We start from the raw sequence: 25611 nt of genomic DNA on the forward strand, positions 1-25611 counted from the left end.
TGAACGTTCTTTTACTTTAAAAGTCCCCATCAATGCCTAAGTCAGCGTGATGGGTTTTCTATCTGTCGAAAAAGCCTAGACATCAGATAACACATCACGCGTGCTAATAATGACTAGGGAAATAATTCGTTGTGCTAACTTATCAAATAGCTGCCATTCATTAATCTGCATCATGGTTATCTAACCTCCTTTATGAGAATTAATTATACCCGATTCTTACGAAATTGCAATCTGAATTTAAATTATCAAAGATTTTTTAAACGCAACTTTTCTTTAAACAGCTAAAAAATGCTACAATTAAACCAATATAATACGAGGGAGATTTAAAATGACAGAAATCATTATTGCTGGATTAGATCAGCACTCAACTGATTTTGACTATTCAATGGCTGAGTTCGCCAGCTTAGCTGAAGCCGCTGAAATGCATGTTTTAACGACATTAACTCAAGCCGCCGATCATCCGACTAGTGGAACCTATTTTGGCCGTGGTAAAGCGGATGAATTAGCAACCGCTGTCACTGCCAATCAAGCAGAAGCATTGTTAGTTAACGATCAACTTTCTCCAACTCAATTACGTAACTTAGAAGAAATCGTTAAAGTACCAGTTATTGATCGAACTGAATTGATTTTGGAAATTTTTTCAAGACGTGCACGCACCAAAAGAGCCAAACTCCAAGTTGAAATTGCTCGTCTGAAATATCAATTACCACGGCTACGCGTTTCTGGCTTTAATAAACTTGATCAACAAAGCAGTGGTGGTCAAGGTGCCAATCGTGGTGCTGGTGAAACTCAGCATGAATTAACTAAACGAACTTTGCAACAACGAATCAATCAATTGCGTCACCAGCTGCAAGAAATCGCCAAAGAAAACACTACTCAAAGTCGTGCGCGACAACGTTCTGGCTTACCGTTAGTTGCTTTTGTCGGTTACACCAATGCCGGAAAATCAACAACTTTCAACGGCCTACTAGATTTATTTGGTGAGAAAACTGCTAATCGAAATTTAGTCAAAGATCAGTTATTTGCAACACTGGATACTTCGATTCGTCGTTTAGATTTCAAGGATAATAAATCTTTTCTAATCAGTGATACGGTTGGCTTCATTAATGACTTACCTGCTGACTTACTTGAGGCTTTCAAAACTACTTTGGAAACTGTCAACGAAGCTGATTTATTGATTCAAGTTGTCGATCTTAGTCATTCAGAATATAAGAAGATGATGGCTGCCACTGAAAAAACTTTACAACAAATCGGAGCTGGCAACATTCCAATGCTTTATGCATACAATAAAGCGGATAAGTTACACTTAACTTATCCGCTCAGTGAAGGTGGCCAATTAACTTATAGTGCTATTGACCAGAACTCTTTAATTAAATTAGTTGCTTTGATTAAAAACCAGTTATTCGGTAATTATCAACAACATGATTACTTAATTCCTTTTCAAGCTAGCCGTTTCCTAGAAGAATTCAACCAACAAGCAAACATTTTAGAAACTAGTTACACCGCTGCAGGAACTTTATTGAAAGCTGAGGTTTCCCCAAAGCTAGCTCAGAAGTTTGTTCAATTTCAACAGTAACTAGTGTTTGGGTTCAGTTTTAGAACGATACGCCAATTGCAGTTTGACTGTATATGGCCGTTGCTCAACCATAACACTAGAACGACCAGCAAACTTAATTGGTCCACCTTGAACAGTAGCAGTTGCTGCAAACAATTGATATCGTTGGCTTGCCGCCGCAACAGGCATCAAGCCAACGGTTTTTATTTGTCCTAAAACTTTCTTTTCCATCTGATTAACACCACCAACTAAAAATAATTTTTCGCCTTGATGCTGCAATTCATAATATGGCAATGCAATCGGTTGATTCAAAGTGGCAAACGTCTGGCCAGCTTTAGCAGTTCGCAGAATTTGATTATCATCAATGCCCCCGTAATCCAGCTTAAGGTAATTCTGAGCGGCCAATTGCTGCACAATTTGCTGCAGTGCATGTTGTTCCTGCAATGTGCTGCTAATTTCTGCGGGTAAAACTTTCTCATTGTTGAATAAACCATTAGTCTGAACAAATCCTGGCTGTGGTCGACGTGAATTGTTGACTTCGGTTGGTACCTGCCGTGGTTTCAAATGCAGTGTTTTTTCTAGCCAGGGTGTAAAATCTAATTTTGAATTTTTTTTAGTAATATAATAAATCAAATTCAAATAGGCTAAGTACCCTAAAACCAAAAAGGCTAAAACAAACAACGCACCTTGCGGCCAAAAACCATTTGAAAAGAAACGATAAGCTACATAGAGCAGGTAGAAGTCACCAACTGATCCCAGTACCGTATAGACTAGGTTTTTCAGGCGTACATTCATATTAATATAGCCTAAGTAACTATTGATCATCCCAATAATGCTAAACATCTTGATATCCTCCTACTGATTATTCGTGCCTGTATTGTTTGTACTTGAGGATGACTGTGAACTTCTAGTTGCATTTTGCTGTTGATTCTGATCTTCAGTTGAAGATGAAGATGAAGATGAGGATAAACTGGAACTTGTTGCTTCTGTATTGCCCTCACTCGAAGAACTTCTCGATGATGAGTCAGCTTCATTGTCTCTTTGCGTTGAACTACTTGATTGATCAGCGCTAGTTGTGGCAGATGAAGCATCAGGCCGTTCGCTACTACTTTCAGAAGAAGAAGTTTCACTACTTTTATCTTTATTCTTGTTTTTATCAGTTGAACTGCTATCTTTTGTCGGTTGACTACTGCTTGAATAACTACTTGATGAAGAAACTTTTGATACTGGCTGCCCCTCTGAAGTATGCGTCGCAGTATTAACAGCAACGTTGGTAGCCCCGAGTGCTAAAACAAGCGACATAATTGCAAAAGGGGTTATAAACGGCGGCGTTTGAGATGCCATTTTTTAATCGCTCCATTCCTTGATAATTTACTATAAGACTAACTTATACCTATTTTTTGATAAAACAAGACTATTTATTTGAAGTTTTTGCTAAATTTGCACATTCTGCACACAAACCGTAAAGCTCAAAATGATGATCTTGAATTTCACATCCTGGTAACTGCTCCTGAAAGAAATCCAACGGACACATCTTAAGTTCCTGTACTTTACCACAATTACGACAAATAAAGTGGTGGTGGTGTTGCTGCGTGAAATCACACTGAAATTTGACAACAGCATTGCCATCTCTAACTCGCTGTTCGACGATTCCCATTTCTTCAAACTCTTTAATATTACGATAAATTGTATTATGACTCATTCCTGGATATTGCTGATGCATATAATGGTCAACTGTTGTAATGTTGACATACTGTGATTGAAAATGACTAAGATATTCCAACAAGCTTAGTCGCTGTTTGGTGATGCGGTAACGATTTTTTTGTAATATTTTTACAGCAACATCTATCATGTCAGCAGCCCCTTATTGATTAAAAATTAATGATAATAATTACTATCTACCAGTATAACATAAACTAGTTTAAACTTCAGACAATAACCCGTTTCGTTTTAGCACCCGTTCTAAGTTTTTCACCGTTTGCTGCCATTCATCATTAATCAATACTTGACACTTATCTTTTAATTCCACAGGTATTTGCAAATCACGTTGTCCCTCTTGACTTTGAAGATGTTTTTTCCCAGTAACTTCTCGGTGTTCTACTCGCTGTAATAAAATTTGCGGCGTACTTACTGTTATATAACAACAAATCGTTTGTTCCGGCAATTGTTGACAATATGTCAAGGCTCCCTTTGTATCTAAAACAATAACTGCATTGTCACTTTTATTCCAAGCTTGTTCAAGTCCTTCACGTGAAGAACCGTAATGGTATTGATCATAGACCACCCTTTCAAAATAATGGTGTTTTTTAAACGACAATTCGCTTTCAAAATAATAATCCTGCCCAGCTACCTCAGCTGGACGAGCGGGACGGGTGGTATGAGTAATAACTCGACTGAACTTGTATTGCTGTTGTAAATAATTACTAATTCGGGTCTTTCCCGAACCAGGTGCTCCACAAAGAATCAAAAGTCGCTTCATCGTAATCTCTCCTCAAAGCTAAGTTCATAGTTTATTTTACTATATTTAGTTTAAAGCAACAGCTTTTTAATCCTGTTATATTATAACTAAATTCTAATCATTAAATTGACAAAAGTGATCGTTACTAAATGTAAGTATGCCTAATTTCAGGAAACGCTTTAATAAAAAAATAGAATAAATTTTCTTTTTGTGGTTAAAAATAATCAAATTATGTCGATTCTTTCTGTATGGGGAAATCATATATTCATGGTAACAAAAAAAACAGGAGGATTCTTTGATGCAAATGCAAAAAAAGAAAAGTATCAATAAGGCTATTTTTACAACCGTCTTAGCTGTCTCGTTCATTCCAATTTTAATTTTGGTAACCGTTCTTTATTTTAAAACACGTGATTTATTAATCGAGCGCAACCAGATTAATGAAGCAAGTGCCGCAAAAGTTTTGATTGATTCTAAAAATAATATGCGAAACTCAGTCGAACAAGAGTTACAACAAGTTGCTAATTTCCCGGAATTTCAAAAAAACAACCTCAGTCAGATTCGATCAAAACTAAAAACTGTAAAAAACTCTAATCTAGATATTACCGGCATCGGCTTTGCCACCGACACAGGAAAAACGGTAATGTTTCAAAAGCTTCCCGCCGGCTACGATCCACGGACACGTGCTTGGTATAAAGGAGCTGTTAGTGATAATGGTAAAGTTTTCTGGACAACACCTTATCGTGATGTTACCACTGGAAAAATTACAGTAACTGCATCAGTTCTTGTCCATAGTTCCAACAATCAAACCGGTGTTTTATACATGGATGCTTCCTATAAAGATGTTAACCACTCCATTTCCGGCTTAAAGGTTGGTCGCACCGGTCGAGTAGCATTAGTTGCTAAAAACGGAACAGTGATTACCTCAAAGGCCGCTAAAAGTAGCGATGCCCTAAAAACAGGAGATAACATCCGCCAAACAACACTTTTTAAAAAAATTGCTGCTTCTAACAAAGTATCTGGTACAATAATCGTTCCAGATAAAGTCTACGCTAAAAAAGTCTATTTTAATAAAGGAAGTGCTAATAGTCCTACTTGGGCGATTGCTCAAGTCAAACAAACTGATTTGAGTCGTGAATTGCACACACTTTTGGTGACTTCAGCTATCGCAGCTTTAATCATGCTGATTCTTATCTTGTTAGATTCTACCTTTGCTACCAAATTAGTGCGAGAGATTGTCGCCATCTTCAGCAAACGTTTTGAACAACAAGCAGTTGGAAAAATCGAAGAAATTCCGACTTTTGAAAACAGACCGGCTCTGCTAAATTTTGAACAATTGGCTGCCAAAGTCTGTAGCCCTAATCCAGCTGGCAATGAAATCAATCGTGCTTCCGCCCAGTATAATCAAATGGTGGCTTCCTTAGATACTTTAATTCAAGAAATTCATCATCAGAGTGACCAAGTTGCTGATGGGGCTGAGTCAATTCTAAAATTATCCCAGCAGACTAATAAGGCCACTGAAGAAGTTGCTCAAGCTATTACGGGTATCGCCCAAGTCACAACTTCGCAAGCTCAAGAAACAAGCAATAGCGTAACGCAACTGCACAGTCTTGCAGATATTATTACCGACATGCATCAAAACGTTACAACGATTAATGATAAGTCACAAGAATCTGCTAAAATCAATCAAGAAAATATCAATATTGTCAATCATGTTGGTAAGACGATGCAAAGTGAAATGCAGCAGATGGAAAAACTAAAAACCAATATGGAAGCAACTAACGATAGTATCCAAAATATCACCAAAATTATCGCTGTCATTAATGACATCTCTCATCAAACTAACTTGTTAGCTTTAAATGCATCAATCGAAGCAGCTAGTGCTGGAGAATCAGGTAAAGGTTTTGCCGTCGTAGCAACTGAAATTCGGAAATTATCCGAACAAAGTAAAACTTCAACTAAAAACATTGCTAATATTATTGAAAAAATTCGTCAGCAATCAACAGAAATGGTTAAACAAACAGCTGCGTCCTTAAATGGTGGAAAGAAGCAAGCTGATTTGATCCAAAAATCAGTTAATTCTTCGCAAGAAGTTTTTGATCGTAGTAATCTAATGATTGCAGGTATCAAAAAGTTAGCCGAAACCAGTCAACAGATTGAAAAAGTTCAAACGACCGTTTTGGAGAATCTTGAAAATATCTCTGCTTCAACTGAAGAAAATTCAGCTGGTACCGAAGAGGTTTCTGCCAATTCGGAAGAAGTTCAAGCAACAATGGATGAATTTACCAATCATATTGCTAATTTGAAAAAGACTGCAACTTCACTTGATGAAATGTTGAAAAACTTCAAAGTTATTAAATACTAATTTATACTACACAAAAATTAAACCACAGTTGTCCTTATCTAGAAAGGTAACTGCGGTTTTTTCTTCCCCAAAATTGTTAGCATTCAAATAAATCTTAAGTAAAGCTGCTAGATAACTATTTTTGTAAGCGAAATTCAACTCGATTTATTAGCTTTTGCAAAGTTATTTGACATTTTATTTTAATCTTGTATACTTACTTCGTTATCTATCTCTAACCTATTTTATTAATTGGGGGAATTTTTTTGAGTTTAAAAGAACGAATCTTTAAAAAAGAAAGCCTGGCACGTTATTTAGATAAAGATGGCCGCTTAGTTAAATCAATGGGCGCACTTGACTTGATAGCACTTGGAATTGGTGCTGTTATTGGAACCGGAATTTTCATTCTCCCAGGAACTGTTGCTGCACTACATAGTGGTCCGGCAATTATCCTTTCTTTTGTTGTTGCTGCAATTGTTTGCTCAACTTCAGCCATGTGCTATGCCGAATTTTCATCAGCTTTACCAATTGCTGGTAGTGCTTATTCTTTCGGCAATGTTATCTTTGGTGAAATTGTTGGCTGGTTTCTCGGCTGGGCTTTAATTTTAGAATACATGCTCGCCGTTGCCGCCGTTTCCACCGGCTGGGCAGCTTATTTTAGCTCTTTTTTAAGTGGATTCGGAATTCATCTTCCACAAGCTATCAGTGGTTATTTCGACCCAGCTCATGGAACCTATATTAACTTAGTAGCTATTTTAATTGTTTTATTGATTTCTTTTATTCTATCTTTAGGGGTTAAAACTTCTGTGCGCTTTAATAATTTAATTGTCATTTTAAAAATTGCCATTATTATTGTGTTCCTGCTGGTGGGAATGTTTTATGTTAAACCTGCTAATTGGCATCCCTTCTTACCTTTTGGAGTCAGTGGCGTCTTTAAAGGAGCTAGCTTAGTTTTCTTCGCTTATCTTGGTTTTGATGCTGTTTCTGCTTCCGCTGCCGAAGTTAAAAACCCTAAAAAGAATATGCCAGTCGGAATACTAGGAACTTTAATTATTTGTACGATCCTTTATATTTTAGTTTCGATTGTGCTAACCGGAATGGTTTCTTACACTAAATTAAACGTTGCTAACCCAGTATCTTTTGCCCTTCAGCTTGTCAATCAAAATTGGGTTGCCGGAATTATCTCGTTGGGCGCTTTAGCCGGCATGTTTACTATGATGGTTACCATGATTTTCAGTAGTTCCCGTTTAATTTATTCAATCGGCCGTGATGGTTTGCTGCCAAAATTTTTAGGCGAAGTCAGCCCTAAACATCACATTCCAGCAAATGCTATGTTAATTGTCACTTTAATCATCTGCTTAATGGGTGGATTTGTTTCACTCGATCAATTAACTAACTTAGTTAATATTGGTACCTTAATTGCCTTTACTTTTGTTTCATTGGGTATTATCCCATTGCGTAAGCGCCAAGACATTCCCAATGATGGTTTTAAAGTTCCATTCTATCCAGTCTTACCAATTATTTCTGTCATTCTTTGTGTATTAATGATGACCCAACTGTCAGCAGAAACTTGGATTGCTTCGATTATCTGGTTTATTTTTGGAATGATCATCTACTTTGCTTACGGTATTAAACATAGTCAGCTAGCCAAATAATTAAATTTAAAAGAAATTGTTAAATTAGACAGAGTGCTTAAGCCGCTCTGTTTTTTTGCTATAATTAGGAACAAATAATTCTTGTGGAGGTAAAAATGAAAAATAATCAATTTGCACGTTTAAAACCCAATCTTAAAACCAAAATTGCTGAATTAAAACAAATTAATTTTCTTAATCAGTCATCATTAAGCTTAACTGATCCAATACAATTATGGCGAGAACTTGTTGTTAAAGCTTTCCCGCAAGCTAAAACAGCTGCCGTTCAAACGACTAAATTAGCTAGTTTAGCTGCAACTGAAACTGAAACTCTACTAGATTTCACAAAAAATCATCCCATAACCAGCACTGCTTTTTATAATGTGGCATTACAGCTGCTTGATTTTATTGCGGATACAGATTTCAGCTTAAACAACCCACTAGAATTTTGCGAAAAGACGCAATTACCTTGCCAAAAACAAATTACTGATTGTTCATCCGTTATTAGTGCTTGGTATGATTTGTTGAACACTCAAAATAAACAAGGACAACTGTTGTTAGATCGATTAGCGGGCGATGGTTATTTTGCCAACTGGAAACAGCCAGTTACTCGGCCCTTATTTTTCAATGGAAAAGCCCAACCAATCTTTGACACAACTAAATTGCAACGAGAAACAGTTTATGTTGAGACCGAACTTGATACCGATTTAGATGGAAAACTTGATTTAGTAAAAGTTGATCTAATTCGTCCAGCAGAAACTGCTAATGCTTTGAAGGTTCCGGTTTTATTTACCGCTAGTCCTTACAACCAAGGAACAAATGAAGCTGACGCTGAAAAATTAATGCACAAGATGAGTGTTCCATTGCAACATAAGCAAACCGGAATTGAGGATTTAACTAGTGATGACGGCGCAAAGTCCACCACAAATGTTGCACCTATTTCCCGGGAAATTTCTGATACCACTAAGTCTGCTCAAGAAACCTTTACTGGTGAATTTTCTTATCGGTTAAATGATTACTTTCTAGCACGTGGTTTTGCCGTCGTTTATTCTGCTGGGATTGGTACTAAAGACTCTGACGGCCTGCGGACCTGTGGCTCAATTGCTGAAACAATAGCTGCTAAAAATGTCATCGAATGGTTGACCGGAGACCGCCCAGCCTTCGTTAGCCGCAATTCAACTCAAGCAATTACTGCCTGGTGGTCAAATGGTGCTGTTGCAATGACTGGTAAATCATACTTAGGAACCTTGGCAACTGCCGTCGCTACTACTGGAGTAACTGGGTTGAAAACCATCATAGCTGAAGCAGCTATTTCTAATTGGTATGATTACTATCGTGACCATGGTCTAGTTGTTGCTCCTGGTGGTTTTCCCGGTGAAGATGCTGATGTTTTAGCGCAAGAATGCTTTAGCCGCAAGCAAACTGGTGGTGACTACCTAAAAATTAAAGAAACTGCTCAACAACAATTAGCAGCAATTACTATAGGTCAAGATCGTAACAGCGGCAATTATAACTATTTCTGGGATCAACGAAATTATCTGAAAGATATGCAACATATTAAGGCTGATGTTATCTTAGTCCACGGCTTAAATGATTGGAATGTTAAATTGCGTAATGTCTACAATACTTGGCAAAAATTACAAGCTTTACCAATTCAAAAAAAATTAATTCTGCATCAGGGTCAACATATTTATATTAACAACTTGCGTTCGCTGGATTTTACTGACATGATGAATCTTTGGCTATCTCACGAATTATATGGATTAAATAATCAAGCTGAGCAGGTTCTACCATCGGTCCTTGTTCAAGATAATATTACTCCTGAAAAATGGCTGACAACCAATCGCTGGCAATCATCAAACCAAGCACTGCCAACTTTGAATTTAGCCCCTAACGAGTTAAAAGTTGGCAAAGTTTCAACTTCCAAAGCACATTTTAATGATCAACTTTCACCAGAAAAATTTGAAAAATATCAACATAATTTAACTAGTTGGCAGCATGATTTGCTTACAAATGGTTCACCATTAGAAAACCATCGTTTGCTTTTCAAAACTAAACCTTCAAACCATAAAATCAGTTTACGTGGAGTTCCGCAAGTTACTCTCAAAGTTGCTGTTAACCAAAACTGTGGTTTATTAAGTTTGATGTTAGTCGATTATGGTGTTGCTCGGCGACTGCAAGAATCACCAAGTGTCTTAAGTTTTCGTGGGATTCAGCTTGGTTATAATTGGCAAGAAGAAAATGCAGTTGACTTCAAACTAGATGCTCAACCTAGTCCTTGGAAAATGATTACTAAAGGACATCTTAATCTGCAAAATCGGCAGCATCCATGGCAAGTTGATGAACTGAACCCCAATACCTATTATTCTTTAACAACCGAATTACAACCAATGTTTTATCAATTGCCAGCTGGACACCAACTTGGCCTGATTATTTATGCAACCGACTTTGGAATGACAGTTCAGGGAAATCAAAATCTTGAATACTCCTTTGAACTTGAAAACTGCCATTTAAATTTACCGGGTTGCCAGTTTGAGAACGCCTTTTCTTAAATCTGCCGAAAGTGTTATGATATTAGTAAATTAAGAAATGGGTGAAGTTTAATATGAAACAGGGAACAACAATTATTACATTAGATAATGGCTATCATCTATGGACTCATACCAGCGGTCAAGGTGATATCAAATTGCTTTGTTTGCATGGCGGGCCTGGTGGCAACCATGAATACTATGAAAATTTTGCTAGTAAATTAGCTGATTTAGGCGTCCAAGTGTCTATGTACGATCAATTGGGTTCATGGTATTCAGATCAACCTGACTTTTCAAAACAAGAAAATGTTGATAAATATTTAAACTTGGAATACTTTGTTGATGAAGTTGAAGAAGTGCGACAAAAGCTAGGCTTAGATCAATTTTATCTATTAGGACAATCTTGGGGTGGCGCATTAACCCAAGAATATGCTTTAAAATATCCGGAACACCTCAAGGGGATTATTATCTCCAGTATGACCGACAATATTGAAGAATATGTAGTTAATATCAATGCAATTCGTGAAAAAGAATTTTCAGCCGAAGATTTAGCGTTTATGAAACAATGCGAAGCCGATAATAACTACGATAACGATCGTTACCAAAACTTAATTGACATTTTAAACCGCGGCTATGTTGACCGCAAACAACCACCGGCAATTTCTCACTTAACCGAAACAATGGCAACTCCCGTCTACAATTATTTCCAAGGCGACAATGAATTTGTTGTAACTGGCAAATTAAAGGGCTGGGATCGCCGCAAAGATATCCACAATATCTCAGTACCAACTCTAATCACTTTTGGTGAGCATGAAACGATGCCAATTCCAACTGCCAAGCGGATGGCTGCTACCATTCCGCATGCACGTTTGAAAACCACACCAAATGGCGGGCATCATCATATGATTGATAATGCTCCAGTCTACTTTGCTCATTTAGAAGAATTCTTAAGTGATGTCGAAAATAATAATTTTAATGATTAATTAAAATCAGTCTGGTTGGTTTAAAGCGGTGGTGTCATTTTGGCTCACCGCTTTTAGCATGGAAAAATGCTGGCATTCTGACTTTGAAAGGGGGCAACTGAATGCAAAAAGCAGCTCTTTTACGTGAAAGCAGCAGCTACATTGCCCGCAATATTGCTGCATCACTTGGAATTTCTTTGTACGTAATTATCGATACACTATTTATTGCAATTGCTGCAGGAGCTGACGGTTTAGCTGCTCTGAATATTGTGCTTCCGGTATTTAACTTTATTAGCTCGATCGGTTTGTTATTGGGAATTGGTGGCTCAACTATTTTCTCCATCAATAAGATTCATGCTCGCTCTAAAATTGCTACACTTTATGGACAATTGTTGATTTTTGGAATCCTTGTTGGAGTTATTTTCAGTTTAATCGGCAATTTAGCAACTCGGCCCTTACTAATGTTACTAGGTGCTAATCAGCAAACTATTGGTTTAGCTAGCAGCTATTTGAAAATAGTTTCCTTAGGAGCTTGCCTCTTTATCGCTAACTACATCACCGTTAATTTTGTACGAAATGATGGTAATCCTCATTTAACAATGCTGGCTACTTTAGCAGAGACTTCTACAGTGATTGGCCTAGATTATTTATTTGTCTTTGTTTTTAATTGGGGAATGAACGGGGCTGCTTGGGCAACATTATTTTCACCATTAGTCAGCTTAGTCATTTTAACACGCCACCGCAAATTTCCTTTACGCCAACTACAATTGAAATTCACTTGGCCGCAATGGCATTCAATTCTACAGGCTACCAAACTAGGTTTTGCTTCATTTTTAACGGAAATGAGTACCGGCATCGGAATATTGATGTTTAATTTGGTGCTTGAAAGGATTGCTGGAACCTATGCAATTGCAGCATACGGGGTTATTGCTAATACCGCCCTAGTTGTTTTAGCACTTTTTAATGGGGTATCCCTAGGAATCCAACCTCTAATGGCTCGCGAATTCGGTAATCATGTTTGGAAAAACATTAAAATGGTTCTGCAAGAAGGTATCTTAGTTTGTCTAATGCTAGCAGTTATCAGCTATATTATTTTGGTTTTCTTTAAATATCCGATTATTAATATCTTTAACATTGAACATCAGCCTGACTTAATTAAATATGCCGCCGCTGGGATTCCACTCTACTTTATCAGTAGCTTTTTTTCCGGCAGTAACTTATGTTTGATGATGTTTCTTATAGCTATTAATCAACCACGCTATGCTTTATTTTTGTCCATCAATCGGGGCTATATTATCTTATTACCTGCAATTTATTTATTAGGGTTATGGGGTGGCTTAACTGGGGTTTGGCTCAGCACGGTTATCACTGAAGCAATGGTTCTTTTATTGGGAAGTTATTTTGCTTGGCGTTTTTTGAAAAACCCACCATTAAATTAATGTCTGAAAGGAAGTTTTATTGTGAAAATTAAACGTGTCGACCATTTAGTTTTGACCGTAAACGATGTTGCCCGGGCAATTCGTTTTTATCATGAAGTTTTTGATATGCCTATTATTAATTTCAAAGATGAAACTGAACCACACTGTGTTCGCTGTGGTCACCAGTTATTAGAATTTCAAACTACTAGCCAACCGCAACAGCCAGCTGCTGCGACACCAACAGTTAGTAGCGCTGCTTTTTCAATCGTTACCGGTGATAAACTGAGCGATGTCTGCAATCACTTGGAAAGCTACTATGTTCCAATTATTGCTGGCCCAATTAAAAAAGTCGGTTCGGAAGGTCCATTGACCGCTGTTTATATTCATGACTGCGATCAAAATATAATTGAAATTGCAAGTTATCAAAATAAGTAAATAAAAATACTATTATACCAACATATGCTGATATAATAGTATTCTTTATTTTTCAATCCAACCACCATCAACCGGTAAAACTGTCCCATGAATAAAATCGGCTTGCTGACTGGCCAAAAATAGCGTTGCACTCGCAACTTCAGTTGGTTGCGCCCAACGTCTGGCTGGTGTTTGCTCAGCTACTTGTTGAGCCATTTTACCATCTCCAGCAAAATCCGCTTGATTCATCGGTGTATCAATTGCTCCAGGTGCCAAACAATTAGCACGAATTCCCAATGGTGCATAGTCATAGTCTAATTGCTTAGTATAGCCGATAATTCCATGTTTAGCCGCTGTATAAGCCGCACCGCCGCCGCCAGCTACTAAACCGGCAATTGAAGCCATATTTACTATTACGCCATGCTTTTGCTGCAACATTCTTGGCAACAATCCGTTGGTCAGCAAGAACATACTCTTTAGATTAGTATTCATTACCCGATCCCATGATTGCTCACTGGTTTCCAATGTCGGGCGATAGGCGTCTAAAATGCCCGCTGTATTTAGCAAAACATCAATCGAATCTGCAGCCATAATCTTGGTAACTGCTAACTTCAAAGCTGCTTGCTGACTGATATCTGTTTGTAAAAAATGAAAATTATCAGGAAATTTTCGATTAAATTGCTGAATTGTTTGGTTCTCCTGAATATCAAGCGCCCAAACAATCGCACCTTGATTTAAAAAAGCTGCTGTTTGCGCTGCTCCAATTCCAGAAGCCGCTCCAGTAATAACAATTGTCGTCCCATTAAACTCCGGGTAATTGACTATCATCCTTCAACCTCAAGCCAATCTTCCGCCAACAAATCACAACTTGTCGGTTGAAACATTGACAAAGCAGGTATTTCAGCTGTTTTAATTAAAAAATACGGATTAACGGCTTGACCGGCATGCTTTGGCTGATCAACTAAAAAAATATATTTCTCCCCACTTTGCCAGCTTTGCCGAATTAATTTTTTACCTTGTCTTAATAATGGCAATGCCTGTTCGAATTTCATAAACTCACCTACTTTGTTAAATCAATTTTCAAACTAATAATTCCAATAACAACTGCGCCTAAAACCATTGAGCCTAACTCACCAATTGCGACACTAAGATAAGTCGCCCAAAAAGGCACATGACTAATTAAATTAAGCTCCAGTGCCACACTCCAAGTTGATAAGGTACAAACAACAACGGCAATCGTTAATTTTTGCCACTTAAGCTGGACTAAGCGACTCAAATAATGGCTGATAGCGGTCATCACTAGCGTACCTAATGAACCAAAAATTACATCCATCGGTCCTAAACTTGACCAAAGGTTTGCAATTACACAACCAAGTGTCAGGCCCCAGATGTACCGTTTATTAAACACGGCTAAATTATTCAACGTCTCTGATAAGCGAAATTGAACCGGGCCATAACTTAAAGGCGCCAAAGCTAAAGTTAAAACAACGTATAATGCTGCAATCAAGCTAGCCTTAATCAGACTAACTAAATGTTGATGTGATGACTGCATTTGAATTTCCTCCTAGTTTTTTATTACGGTGGGATGTTTACGAACCACCAAGCACTAATTGTACCATTGAAAATTATAGCAAACTCCCTTATCAAATTAAAGCAGTGACCGCATGCAAAAAAAATACGCTCAATACAATATTGGCGTATCTAATAAGATTTATTTGCTTAATTAAGGATCTTTTGAATCTGCTCTAGCTCCGTAGCCGTAAAGTCTGCATGCTCAAGAGCCTGTAAATTTTCATCCAAATGTTCAATGCTGGTAGTGCCAATAATTACACTGCTAACAACTTGATTTCGTAAAAGCCAGGCTAATGCCATTTGTGACAAACTTTGTTCCCGTTTCTGAGCCAATTTGTTTAAAGCCTGCAGTTTAGTAGTAACTACTGCTTTCCCTTGATCAAAAACATGATTACTGGTCCGATGGATTGCAAAATCAGCCGGAATTCCACTTAAGTAACGATCTGATAACAAGCCCTCCGCTAATGGACCATAAGCTACTAAACCTGCCCCCAATTGCTGCATTTTATCCAACAAATCATCTTGTTCAACTGATTGGTTCAACATATTATATGAAACCTGATTAACTACAAACGGTGTTTTTAAATCACGGAACATGGCAGCAATTTTAGCTGTCTGCTGCGCATCAAAATTTGAAACACCAATATATAATGCCTTACCTGAGCGAACAACTTGATCTAAAGCTTGGGCAGTTTCAAATAAGTCAACGGTTGGATCAAAGCGATGAGCATAATAAATGTCAACATAGTCCGTCTTTAACCGTTCCAAGCTATGGTCAATTGCCTGTAAAATTGACTTACGTGATAAAGAATAACCATATGGTCCCGGATAGGTTCGGAAACCTGTCTTAGTTGTAATAACCAACTCATCTCGATAAGGTTTAAATTCATGCTGCAAAACCTCTCCCAGAAGTTTTTCTGCTGAACCTACTTCAGGTGAACCATAACGATCGGCACAGTCGAAACTAAAGACTCCCCGATCAAGAGCTGCTAATAGTAGCTGTTTTCGCTGGTAATAGGGACTTGCACTATCAAAATTATGCCATAATCCAAGTGAAACAGCTGGCAATCTAAGCCCGGTTTTCCCCACTTGACGAATTGGTAACTGTTCATATCGATCTGTTGCTGCAAGATACATTTTCTCGACTCCCTTCAACAATCTAATTTAAGCATAGCATGGTTTGGTCTTTTTGACAGGTTGAACGCTTACATAATTACAGAACAAATTTTTGTAAAACTTCCGCAACTGCCCCCTGATTGTTATTAGTGGTAGTAATATAATCTGCCACCTCCTTAACAAATTGCCGACCATTTGCTACACTAACTCCCAGTCCCACTTGGCGAATCATTGGAAGATCATTACTGTTGTCGCCAATTGCAATAATTTCAGCGGGTTTTATTTCTAAACGTCTGCCCAAAGCAATAGCCGCTTGCCCTTTATCAGCTTCAACCGAATTAAATTCAATATAACGATCAGATGAAAAGGAGATATTCAAAGGGTAATCGTAAGTTGCTGCAACTTGTTGTCTTAAAGCTAAACGATCAGCTTCTTGTGGTACAAAAAAAATAATTTTAATCAATTCCTGTCCGCGTAAAAAATCCAAATTGGGTTCATTTGACTCATGCCAAGAATTTACCCGGCCAGTCAAATAATCAATTTCGTTTGCAGAAATATTCCAAATATATAATTGATTAACTGTATAAACATGAATGCAATATCCCTTAGCAGCTCCCAATTCAAATAAGTTTTCAACTACCGAAAATGGCATTGCACGAGTTTGCAGAATTTGATTATGGAAATTTTCGACAATTGCTCCCCCATTATAAGAAATTACATATTCATTCTTGTGTTGCTCTAATCCAAGAGTTTGCAAGTTATCTTGGACTGTTAGATAACTACGACCTGTATTAGGTACAAAGTAAATTCCTTGAGCGACTGCTGCTTTAATTGCTGCAACGTTTGCAGCTGGAATCTGCTTTTGATCATTTAACAAGGTCTCATCCAAATCACAAACTACCATTTTATAAGCCATAACTTTATCTAATCCTTTCATTAATGTCGTATGCGGTTAATTACCACCGTAACAATAATTGCTCCAAAAACAATCGCAGCAAATGCTGCCGCTGGAATCTCAATATCAATCATTGGAATGGATAAGAACAATTTCACTGCAATTAACCCAATTAAGGCATAGGCCATAACCTCTAATTCTGGAATTAGCTTCATTAAGCGCATGATTATTTCAGCAATTCCTCTCATGCATAAGATTCCAATCATTCCACCAATTAAAACAATCACTGGATTAGTTGAAATTGCAAGTGAAGCAAGTACTGAGTCAATTGAAAAAACAATATCCATCATCTCGATCGAAATTACGACTGACCAAAAAAGTGGAATCCAACGTTTCTTTGCCTTAGCTTGTTTACTATCCTTGGGTTTTTGCGGATTTAATCGATGATAAAAGTGACTAATTGATAAATATAATAAGTAGCCAGCACCTAAAACTTTTATTTCCCAAAAATTAATCAGGTAGGTCCCCAACCCAATAATTAGCAAGCGAAAAACATAAGCACCCCATAACCCATAAAAAAGTGACTTTTCCTGTTCCTTTTTTGTCGGCAAAACCTGAGTTTGCGCTGCTAATACAATTGCATTATCAACGGACAGCAAACATTCGATCAGTACTAGTGATAAAATAATCATCCAATCTGAACCAGATTCAACTACTGTTTTCCAGTTTTCCAAATCAAAAAATGGCCCATATAACTTTGTAATAACTTCCAATCATAATCTCCTCTCGAATCTAAATCACTTAATGCCTAATGGTCAAGTGGCAAAGTTAACTCACTCTGCTCACTAGATAAAGTCGTTGCTTTTTGCGGGTGACGACCACGTAAATAACTTTTTATTAAGCCATAAACTGCTTGTCTTTCGGAAAAAGTTAGCTGTTGCCCTTCTAAAGTTAGCTGCGTATTCATCGCAAAGACATCAGCTAAATCCAATTCTTGATAGCTGCGGCCTACTAGAAAATCCATTGAAACTCCAAAAAAGCTAGCTAGTTTCAAAACTTCAAGATAAGATGGAGTATTAATTCCCCGTTCCCAACTACCAATCTGTGGTCCAGTATTTGACTTATCTTTGATCACACTCGGAAGTTGATTCAACTCCTCAGCTAACTGGTTCAATGTCAAGTTACGTCCCTTGCGCAAAGCTTTTAATCTATCTGGAAACATCAATTGGCCCCTCCTTTTAAGGATACACTATTCCGAATAAAGATAGCTATTTAAAATGCCATCTTTTCCTAAAAAATCATTTAACTTCTACCAATTTTCCAATCCTCAGTAAATATAAATATTTATGAACAACTGACCGTTGTAAAATTTTTGTCAACGCCTGGGCATAAAGATTTAATTGACCACGATAGCGCTCGATGATTTGCTGTTCCTTGGCAGCATCAGTTGGTTGCAGGTAATCAGTTTTGTAATCAAATAAATAAACGGCTTGGTCTGTAACTAAAAAACCATCAATAATTCCATGAACCAAGATATCTTCAGTCGTAGTGGCTAATTCTGGGAAAAGTTTTTCTGCTGGCAATAATAAAGAAAAGGGTACTTCTCGTTGAACCTGTTGTGGATGAGTCAAAATTTTTTGGCCTAGTGAACTGGCAAAAAAATTCAAAATAGCTGTTAAATCAATTTGAGCAGCTATTTTATCAGTTAGCATTCCCGCATTAACTAAAGACTGCACTAATTTTACCAATGATGTTTTTGTTGGTGCCACCTCTAACGACACTTTTTGTAATACTAAGTGAACCGCGGTTCCTAATTGAGTTGGTTTGATCGTTTGGTTTTGCTCCATAAATTGTGGCAAGTTCAAATCTGCTGAAACCAGTCGCCGCGCCCGAGCTGGTGGTGTCGGCTGCTGTGGCGAAACCATAAAGTCCAACTCTGCTTCATCGGGATCATTGAACAATCGTTTAATTTCAGAAACCGATTGATAGGCTGTCGTTGACGTCAGCACCTGATTAGGATATTGATATTCTAATTCAGCTTGAATAGCCGTCATTTGTGTAGCAGCTGTTTTGGACGGCTGCTTTGCTTGAAGTAATTTATCCGGCGGTGTAACTACTGGAGAATCAGCTGCTGAATACCAGTTAAATTGAAAACGAGCTCCAAATTCCTCTAGTTTCGTCAAACTAGCTGACTGCTGCTCAAAAATTTTACTAACAGCCGGATGGCGAAATAGGCCAGCTCCAATCCAATCCATAAAACTTTTAGTTCTTTGACGTAAACTATCCGGCAGCAGCAGTTGCTGGCTTTGTTCAGCTGTTGCCCACTGCTTAAGTGCTTCATCACGGCTCGAGTATGACCCGGTGATTATTAGTTTCTGTTCAGCACGGGTTAAAGCTACGTATAATAAACGCATCTGCTCAGCCGCTAACTTTTTTTGAGCTCGATCCTGCAGCAAAACTTTAGTTAAGGTGGCCGTTTTAACTCTTTGCTGCGGATCAAACCAGGTTATCCCAATTCCACCAGTCGAATCAAGCAAATAGTTTTGTCGCAGATCCTGTTGATTGATCTGGTGCGTCGCATTCACTAAGAAAACCACTGGGAATTCCAGTCCTTTGCTACTATGAATTGTCATCACTTGAACTGCATTCGGAGTTGTCTGAGCCGTTGCAGCTGCCAAATCGTGCTGCTGTTCTTGCATCCGTTGAACAAAACGAATAAATTGAAATAAACCTTTATAACTCATTTTTTCATAAGCACTGGCACGCTCATACAAGGCATGCAAATTAGCTTGTCGCTGAGCGCCACCAGGCATTCCACCAACATAGTCCAAAAAACCGGTTCGATCATAAATCTCCCAAATCAAGTCAGCAATTTCTGCTCGTCGTGAAAAGGTTCGTAAATGCTGGAGTAGTTGCAAAAAATTAGTAATTTTGCGATAAAGCTGCAGTACAAATTCAGTAGCCCCTTGACCTGGTCCTTGTTGTTGAAATTTTTTAACTGCTGCATAATAATCTCCCGTTCGATCAGTAATTCTTAAATATGCTAATTCATTTTCTTTCAATCCGACAATTGGTGAGCGCAAAACACTAACTAATGGAATATCTTGGACTGGATTATCAATAATTTGTAAAAATGACAACATAATCTGAATTTCAACCGTTTGAAAATAATTTTGTGCATCTTTGATAATTACTGGGATTTCTAACTGTTGAAATTCATCCATGATCAATAAATTGTTATTACGGGTTGGAACTAGTAAAGCGATATCTTGCGGTTCAACCAATCGCATTTTTTTTGTTTGTCGATCATAAATTTGTTGTGAATGCAACAATTTCTTAATTCGTCGACCAACCAGACGAATTTCACCTTGTGTTTTGCTGTCAACTGAGAAATCAGTCTGATAGGGCTCTGGCCCGGAATTATCAACGGCTTTTTCTTGCTGCTTTGTTTGATCCGCTGCATTAAACAAATCAATTTCGACTTCATCTTGTGGTAATTCAGGATAATAATTTGCTCCAAATTTTAACTGAGCCGCTTGATCATAAGCAATTCCGCCAATTTTTGGATCCATTAACTGAGCAAATAATAAGTTGATGAAGTCATCAATGTTGGCCGCCGAACGAAAGTTTTCTGCCAATAGAATTCGTTGTCCTGGACTATCTGATTGAGCAAAGGTTTGATATTTTTGCAAAAACATTGTCGGATCTGCTTGCCGAAAACCATAAATTGATTGTTTAACATCACCAACCATAAATAAATTTCCTGGATCTGGTTGTGTCAGCTGCTGTAAAATAGCTTCTTGTAATTGATTAGTATCTTGATATTCATCTACTAAAACTTCTTGAAATTGTTCTTGCAAACTAGCTCTAACCTGCTGCCCTGCTTTTGTCTGGTTACCTAAAATCTGCAACGCCAAATGTTCAACATCGCTAAAATCCAGTAAGTGTCGCCGCCGTTTTTCGTTAGTAAAAGCCTGCATGAAAGATTGCACCGTTTGTGACAGTTCTCCAACCAGCTGACTGCTTTGATCATTAATTTTCCGCAATTGTTGTTCGTCCGCTGTAAAAAAACGTTCTGTTAACTTTTCAAATTGAAGCTTCAATTGTTTCCGTTGATCCATCAATTGTTGTTTAGCTGCTTTTTGTTCTGGCAAAATTTTGCTAGCTTTAGGCCGGGTCAACTTAAAAAGATTGAAAGCTGTTTGTATTTGATCCCAACTCGCTGATGTTAGTAAAGATTGCAGATCTCTTAGCTGTTGCTGATCCTTGGCCAAAGCAGTTGCTAATCCAGTTAATTCTTGAGCATCAGCCTGCTGCTCCAACAACCTAATTTGTGCTTGAAGTTCGGCTAACTGATCATGCAGTAATGGTTTTAATTGAGTTTGATAAAAATCACTATCAACAAATGCTGACGCCACTGGCCACTGATAGCCATGGTTTAATTGCTGCAACCATTTTTGCGGATTCGGCCGTGCATTTGCAAACTCAAAAACTTTCATTACTACAGCCGTTAAGCCATCATCACTGCGATCATTGGAAAAGCTTTGAACCAACAATTCAAATAAAGGTGATGCCTCTTGGTACTTAGTTTCTCGAACCTCATTCCAGACATCTTCTGCCAGTAGCTGACGCTCAGTTTGATCAGTTAATTGACGAAAAACGGGATCAAGTTGAATAACATAATAATATTGTTGGACTATCCGTAAACAAAAAGCATCGATTGTACTGATTGCCGCCGTATTCAAATGTAGCAGCTGCTGCATCAACCAACTTTTCTCTTGCCGTTCATTTGTTTGATTAATTGTTTGCTGTAATGATAACTGTATTCTTTCCCGCATTTCACTAGCAGCCGCTTTAGTAAACGTCACCACCAGCATTTGATCAATTCCGACTTTTTGCTGTAGCAAATACAACACACGTTCAACTAGAACCCGGGTTTTACCTGAACCAGCTGAAGCTGCCACCAAAACATTGCTACCACGCGCATGAATTGCTGCCTGCTGTGCTGGAGTATAATTAAGCTTTTGTGCCATTGTTTTGGCTCCTTTCAATTTGAATAGCCGCTAAAACCTCTTTAGCTGACATTAAAGGCAGGCGATGATAATTATTTTCTGGCAACATTGCATCAAATTGCATAATCGCTTTAAACGGTGAATACTGCAAGGCTGACCGCTGATCGGGCCATAAAGCAGGGTCAATCGCCAAATCTCCAGCAAAAATTGTGGCTGCAGCTTTTTTAATTAATTGCTCATTTTGCCAGAGCAATAAATCTAATTGTTCTGGTGTAATCAATTGTGGATCCGTTCGACCAGTTGAAGAATAGTCACCGGCTTTTTTCCGTCGGAATGGATAAACCAACGAAACGCCACTTTGATCAGCCGTCAAATCTCCATCAAGAAGTTCTAATAGTTGTGGGTCAGCTAATAATAACCCGTCATATTTGTTTTTTTGCAACCAAGCTTTTTCAAATGAATTTTGATTAACAACTTTTAATTCCAATTTAGGATTTTGCAGATGCAAGTAAACTGCTCCAGCCGGTTTAGCCTGACGTCCCGGCACCAACAAATCAAAATTCTTAATCAAAGCTGATAAATAAGTCAACATTTGCAATGACATTCCGTAATACGCATCGCGATAGTTAAATTTATGCAAACTCGATTTGTAATCAACAATCCCCAAATACGTTTGATCACTATTTTCCAATAAATCAATTCGATCTATCTTGCCTCGAACCTTAACTTGATGGTTTTGTGGCAAAGCAAATTCCAGTGGGCGCAACCCCTCCCGACTGCCAACTTGTCCAAAAAGAACCTCAGTTTTGTATGGCCGAGCCTGTGAATGCTGTAATTGTTGGTGAATTGTCCAACTGACTTGTTGAATCGTTGCTGCTAACTGACGACTAAGATAATCCATCCGAGCCGAACTATGCAAAATTTGGAATTGTGGTCGAGCCAACTGCTGCGGAATAATCTCATTCAAATATGCGGTTAACTCAGTTGCCGAGATTTGCGTCAAGTCTCTTTGCTCCGCCATTAATCGTCGATGCAGCTGATCAAGCACTGCATGGAAAAACTCACCAGTATTGGCCGGAGATAATGCAAAAACATCCCTTTCTTTCAACTTTAAACCATATTTCAAAAAATAAGCATACTGGTTAGCATAAAATTCTTCCAATTTTGAAATAGAAGTATTGATAGTTTTGCCATATAACTTTTCAACTAAGTCTGGCTGTAGTTTTTCTGGTTGATTGCGATAATTTAAACTAGCAAAAACTCGGTTCGCCAAATCACCAACCTGTACATCCCGTTTTAACCACGCAGCTAGTGAAACAAATGCCGCTGGTAACTGGCGTCCATTTTTACGTGCCAGGTTTAGTAATTGCGTCACAACTGGTCGTTTAGCTCCAGAAAAATGTCGTTGAAATTCAGTAAGCGTAATATCCGCCTCTGGTTCTTGACCGACATGCTGGGCTTTCAGGGAGAATAACTGTTTAATTTGTTTAACATAGGGTGAAATTGCTAATTTTTCACCATCAGTTCCTTGTTCCGGAAAAGACAATACTAACCGAGTTGCTGGTGCTAAAAAGGCCAAGTAAGCTAAATAATTCTCACCGGCCAGCTGGACATCACTAGTTTCGGCTAAATCAAGCTGATCTTCAGGCAAACTGTCTCCTAATTGTAATCGATCGCTATCTGACAACAAATTAGGGCGAACTACATGATCTGGCATAACTGCACTAGTTGCCCCAATTACAAAAACTGTCTGACTTTGATTTAGTTGTGCCATCCCGGTTTCAGTGATAGTAACTTGATCAAGGGTTGATGGTACTTGGCTATATTGTGCGCCCGCAAAGCCGCTTAATAACAATTCTTTGAAACTTGCTGGATCAAATGGCCGTTCTCCCAACACTAAAACATACTCATCAAGCAAATGGACAAAAGTATTCCACGTTTCTTCTGGTCGACTGGCGGCTGTTAAATCACCAGCAGCTAGGGCCTGATCACGCCAAACTAACAACTGGCGTCCAACTCCATTGTTCAATAAAAATCGGCATAATAACTGAGCAGCTGCTTTTCCAGTTTTAGCTTGCTCAAATTTTTTGAAGAATGGTGGTAAAGTTTCTTTGATGAAATGCCGGATTAGATTAACTTGTTGGGTTTGCTTTTCTTCTCGTGTCGTAATAACCCGCTGCTGATCATTAGCATCAAAACGATAAAAAGTCCAATCCTTCTGCTGTAACCAATTTTTACCCGTCATTCCCGTTTGCAATAACAGATTCTCAGTCAAATCCAAGCACTGACGAAATTCGCTTAGATCCATAGCTTGCCCTGTGGACGTTTGTGGCAACAGTAATTCTGTTTTTAATAACCTCATCAAATCATCATAACGGTAAAAATTGTCATGTACATCAAATAAAGCGCTTAGTAACTCTACTAATGGGTGTGAACTCATCTCATGTTGCAGGTCAACAAAACATGGAATTTGATACTGACGAAAAATTGGTTCAATGATATTGCGATACAAGTCTAAATGACGTGTCATCACTACAAAATCACGATAATGAAGGTTTTCTTGCTGAACATAGTGTTTAATCTGACCGGCAACTTCTCGAATCTCTGCTTGGCGATCGGTTGCTGCAACTAATTGCAAATGGTCCGAAGTCGGTGCTGTTGTTGGCTTTACGGGTTCCAATCGTGATTGCCTAATCCAAGCTGTTTCTAATTGACACAGCAATGGATCGGTAACCCGTTGCCAAGTCGTCTGAGTTAAGTCTTCCACCTCAAACTTAATGTGTTTGCTATGCAGGTAATTAGCTAAATGAAAATACAGTCGTTCAGAGCGGTAAAATAAATCATTTGGTGATGGGAAATCAAGCGGTAAAGCCGCTAATTGTTTGGCTGGCAACGAACGACCAGCAATACCAGCAACATCAGTCACTAAGGAAATCACTACTTCAGCAGCTTGAGAACAAAGTGCTTTTACTAAAGCCAGTTCCTGCTGATTAAATTGTGAAAAACCAGTAATGTAAAAATGACTGTGAGTTAAATCTTCCTTGGCTAGTTGTTCCTGTAAAATCGGTAATAATCCCTCACTACCCAGAAATTGTTGTTGTGTTTGTTGAATAAAGTATTGATAAATAACTGCTAAGTCATGCATCTTAGCTTGTAAGCTGGCTGAAAAGTTCACATTCTGAGCTAATTCGGTCAAATCAGCAGCCGAAAGTCCATTTTGTTGAAGTTCCGTCAACTGCTGACTAAGTTGCGTAATAAAGCCGATTTGAGCGTGCTCTCCTCTAAAAATCGTCAAATCAGCTTGATGATCCTGTAAAATGGCCGCTACTAACATATTGATCCCAGCACTTGAAAGTCGAGGAATTTGATAGACAGGTGTGTCCTTGAGAAAATACCAAGCCAAGCGTGTGAAAGAAAAAACCTGAACTGTTTGTTCTGCAAACAAGCCACTAATTTTTTCAAATGAGCGCAGACCGCGCAATACTTTGACCTCAGCAGCAAATTTAATATGGTTCGGAACTAAATAAAAAAACTTATCAGTTGGTTGATACTGCCTTTTTTGTGCTAATTGACTAATCAATGCTTGTTGATGATCAGCTGAGGCTTTCCCTAAAATAAACTTAACTCCCACTTTTCCCATCTCCTTAAACGAAACTCATAATTTCATTTTAGCATTATTCCAACTAGATTAAAGATTCACTGATTACAAAAA

20 protein-coding genes and 1 riboswitch are annotated in these 25611 nt (G+C 38.2%); of the genes, 7 read left to right on the forward strand and 13 right to left on the reverse strand.

The features are described 5' to 3' along the window. The first annotated feature begins 328 nt into the window (after positions 1-328). Complete coding sequence (gene hflX, locus G6O73_RS09260) at positions 329-1576, forward strand: GTPase HflX (RefSeq protein ID WP_057886607.1); 1248 nt, start codon at positions 329-331, stop codon at positions 1574-1576. Here the strand turns inward: hflX and G6O73_RS09265 are convergent, their stop codons facing one another. From G6O73_RS09265 to G6O73_RS09280, 4 genes are all read right to left on the reverse strand, one after another. Then, a complete protein-coding gene (locus G6O73_RS09265; RefSeq protein ID WP_057886606.1) occupies positions 1577-2398 on the reverse strand; it encodes a DUF6681 family protein in 822 nt (273 codons plus the stop codon). It abuts the gene before it with no gap. 12 nt (positions 2399-2410) lie between these two features. Beyond that, a complete protein-coding gene (locus G6O73_RS09270; protein WP_057886605.1) occupies positions 2411-2899 on the reverse strand; it encodes a hypothetical protein in 489 nt (162 codons plus the stop codon). Positions 2900-2969: 70 nt separating this feature from the next. Beyond that, positions 2970-3407, reverse strand: coding sequence for a Fur family transcriptional regulator (locus tag G6O73_RS09275; RefSeq protein WP_057886604.1), 438 nt, complete (start codon positions 3405-3407; stop codon positions 2970-2972). A 69-nt stretch (positions 3408-3476) separates the two neighbouring features. Next, the gene (locus tag G6O73_RS09280; RefSeq protein WP_057886603.1) at positions 3477-4034 is read right to left on the reverse strand and encodes a nucleoside/nucleotide kinase family protein; all 558 of its coding nucleotides are present in this window, start codon (positions 4032-4034) and stop codon (positions 3477-3479) included. 277 nt (positions 4035-4311) lie between these two features. Here G6O73_RS09280 and G6O73_RS09285 point away from each other — a divergent pair, with 277 nt between their 5' ends. The 6 genes from G6O73_RS09285 (at position 4312) to G6O73_RS09310 (ending at position 13325) form a co-directional block, all read left to right on the forward strand. Then, entirely contained in the window at positions 4312-6375 is a 2064-nt protein-coding gene (locus G6O73_RS09285) for a methyl-accepting chemotaxis protein (protein WP_057886602.1), read from the forward strand. A 242-nt stretch (positions 6376-6617) separates the two neighbouring features. After that, positions 6618-8006 (forward strand): APC family permease, encoded by a 1389-nt coding sequence (locus tag G6O73_RS09290; RefSeq protein WP_057886601.1) that lies wholly within the window; start codon positions 6618-6620, stop codon positions 8004-8006. Between the two features lie 95 nt (positions 8007-8101). Next, positions 8102-10534, forward strand: coding sequence for a Xaa-Pro dipeptidyl-peptidase (locus G6O73_RS09295; protein ID WP_057886600.1), 2433 nt, complete (start codon positions 8102-8104; stop codon positions 10532-10534). A gap of 53 nt (positions 10535-10587) precedes the next feature. Beyond that, positions 10588-11493: a proline-specific peptidase family protein gene (locus tag G6O73_RS09300; RefSeq protein ID WP_057886599.1), complete on the forward strand. Its 906-nt coding sequence runs from the start codon at positions 10588-10590 to the stop codon at positions 11491-11493. A 101-nt stretch (positions 11494-11594) separates the two neighbouring features. Next, positions 11595-12911, forward strand: a complete 1317-nt coding sequence (locus tag G6O73_RS09305; protein ID WP_057886598.1) for an MATE family efflux transporter — start codon at positions 11595-11597, stop codon at positions 12909-12911. A gap of 21 nt (positions 12912-12932) precedes the next feature. Beyond that, a complete protein-coding gene (locus tag G6O73_RS09310; RefSeq protein ID WP_057886597.1) occupies positions 12933-13325 on the forward strand; it encodes a VOC family protein in 393 nt (130 codons plus the stop codon). A 45-nt stretch (positions 13326-13370) separates the two neighbouring features. Here the strand turns inward: G6O73_RS09310 and G6O73_RS09315 are convergent, their stop codons facing one another. The 9 genes from G6O73_RS09315 to G6O73_RS09355 form a co-directional block, all read right to left on the reverse strand. Continuing rightward, positions 13371-14132 (reverse strand): 3-oxoacyl-ACP reductase, encoded by a 762-nt coding sequence (locus G6O73_RS09315; protein WP_057886596.1) that lies wholly within the window; start codon positions 14130-14132, stop codon positions 13371-13373. Next, a complete protein-coding gene (locus tag G6O73_RS09320) occupies positions 14129-14356 on the reverse strand; it encodes a DUF2829 domain-containing protein (protein WP_057886595.1) in 228 nt (75 codons plus the stop codon). Before G6O73_RS09320 ends, G6O73_RS09315 begins: the two co-directional genes overlap by 4 nt. Positions 14357-14364: 8 nt before the next feature. Further along, positions 14365-14856, reverse strand: a complete 492-nt coding sequence (locus tag G6O73_RS09325) for a QueT transporter family protein (protein WP_057886594.1) — start codon at positions 14854-14856, stop codon at positions 14365-14367. 6 nt (positions 14857-14862) lie between these two features. Further along, positions 14863-14910: riboswitch (PreQ1 riboswitch) on the reverse strand. Between the two features lie 113 nt (positions 14911-15023). After that, positions 15024-16013, reverse strand: coding sequence for an aldo/keto reductase (locus G6O73_RS09330; RefSeq protein WP_057886593.1), 990 nt, complete (start codon positions 16011-16013; stop codon positions 15024-15026). A 76-nt stretch (positions 16014-16089) separates the two neighbouring features. Beyond that, positions 16090-16929, reverse strand: a complete 840-nt coding sequence (locus G6O73_RS09335) for a Cof-type HAD-IIB family hydrolase (RefSeq protein ID WP_235805094.1) — start codon at positions 16927-16929, stop codon at positions 16090-16092. After that, positions 16929-17660, reverse strand: coding sequence for a TerC family protein (locus G6O73_RS09340; protein ID WP_057886592.1), 732 nt, complete (start codon positions 17658-17660; stop codon positions 16929-16931). Before G6O73_RS09340 ends, G6O73_RS09335 begins: the two co-directional genes overlap by 1 nt. A gap of 35 nt (positions 17661-17695) precedes the next feature. Next, positions 17696-18109: a helix-turn-helix domain-containing protein gene (locus G6O73_RS09345; protein WP_057886591.1), complete on the reverse strand. Its 414-nt coding sequence runs from the start codon at positions 18107-18109 to the stop codon at positions 17696-17698. Between the two features lie 76 nt (positions 18110-18185). Beyond that, positions 18186-21920, reverse strand: a complete 3735-nt coding sequence (gene addA / locus G6O73_RS09350) for a helicase-exonuclease AddAB subunit AddA (protein ID WP_057886590.1) — start codon at positions 21918-21920, stop codon at positions 18186-18188. Next, complete coding sequence (locus G6O73_RS09355; RefSeq protein ID WP_057886589.1) at positions 21904-25530, reverse strand: PD-(D/E)XK nuclease family protein; 3627 nt, start codon at positions 25528-25530, stop codon at positions 21904-21906. The genes addA and G6O73_RS09355 overlap by 17 nt, the downstream gene beginning before the upstream one ends. Between the last annotated feature and the right edge of the window lie 81 nt (positions 25531-25611).

Origin of the sequence: Liquorilactobacillus nagelii DSM 13675 (assembly GCF_019444005.1) — a bacterium.
Lineage (GTDB): Bacteria > Bacillota > Bacilli > Lactobacillales > Lactobacillaceae > Liquorilactobacillus > Liquorilactobacillus nagelii.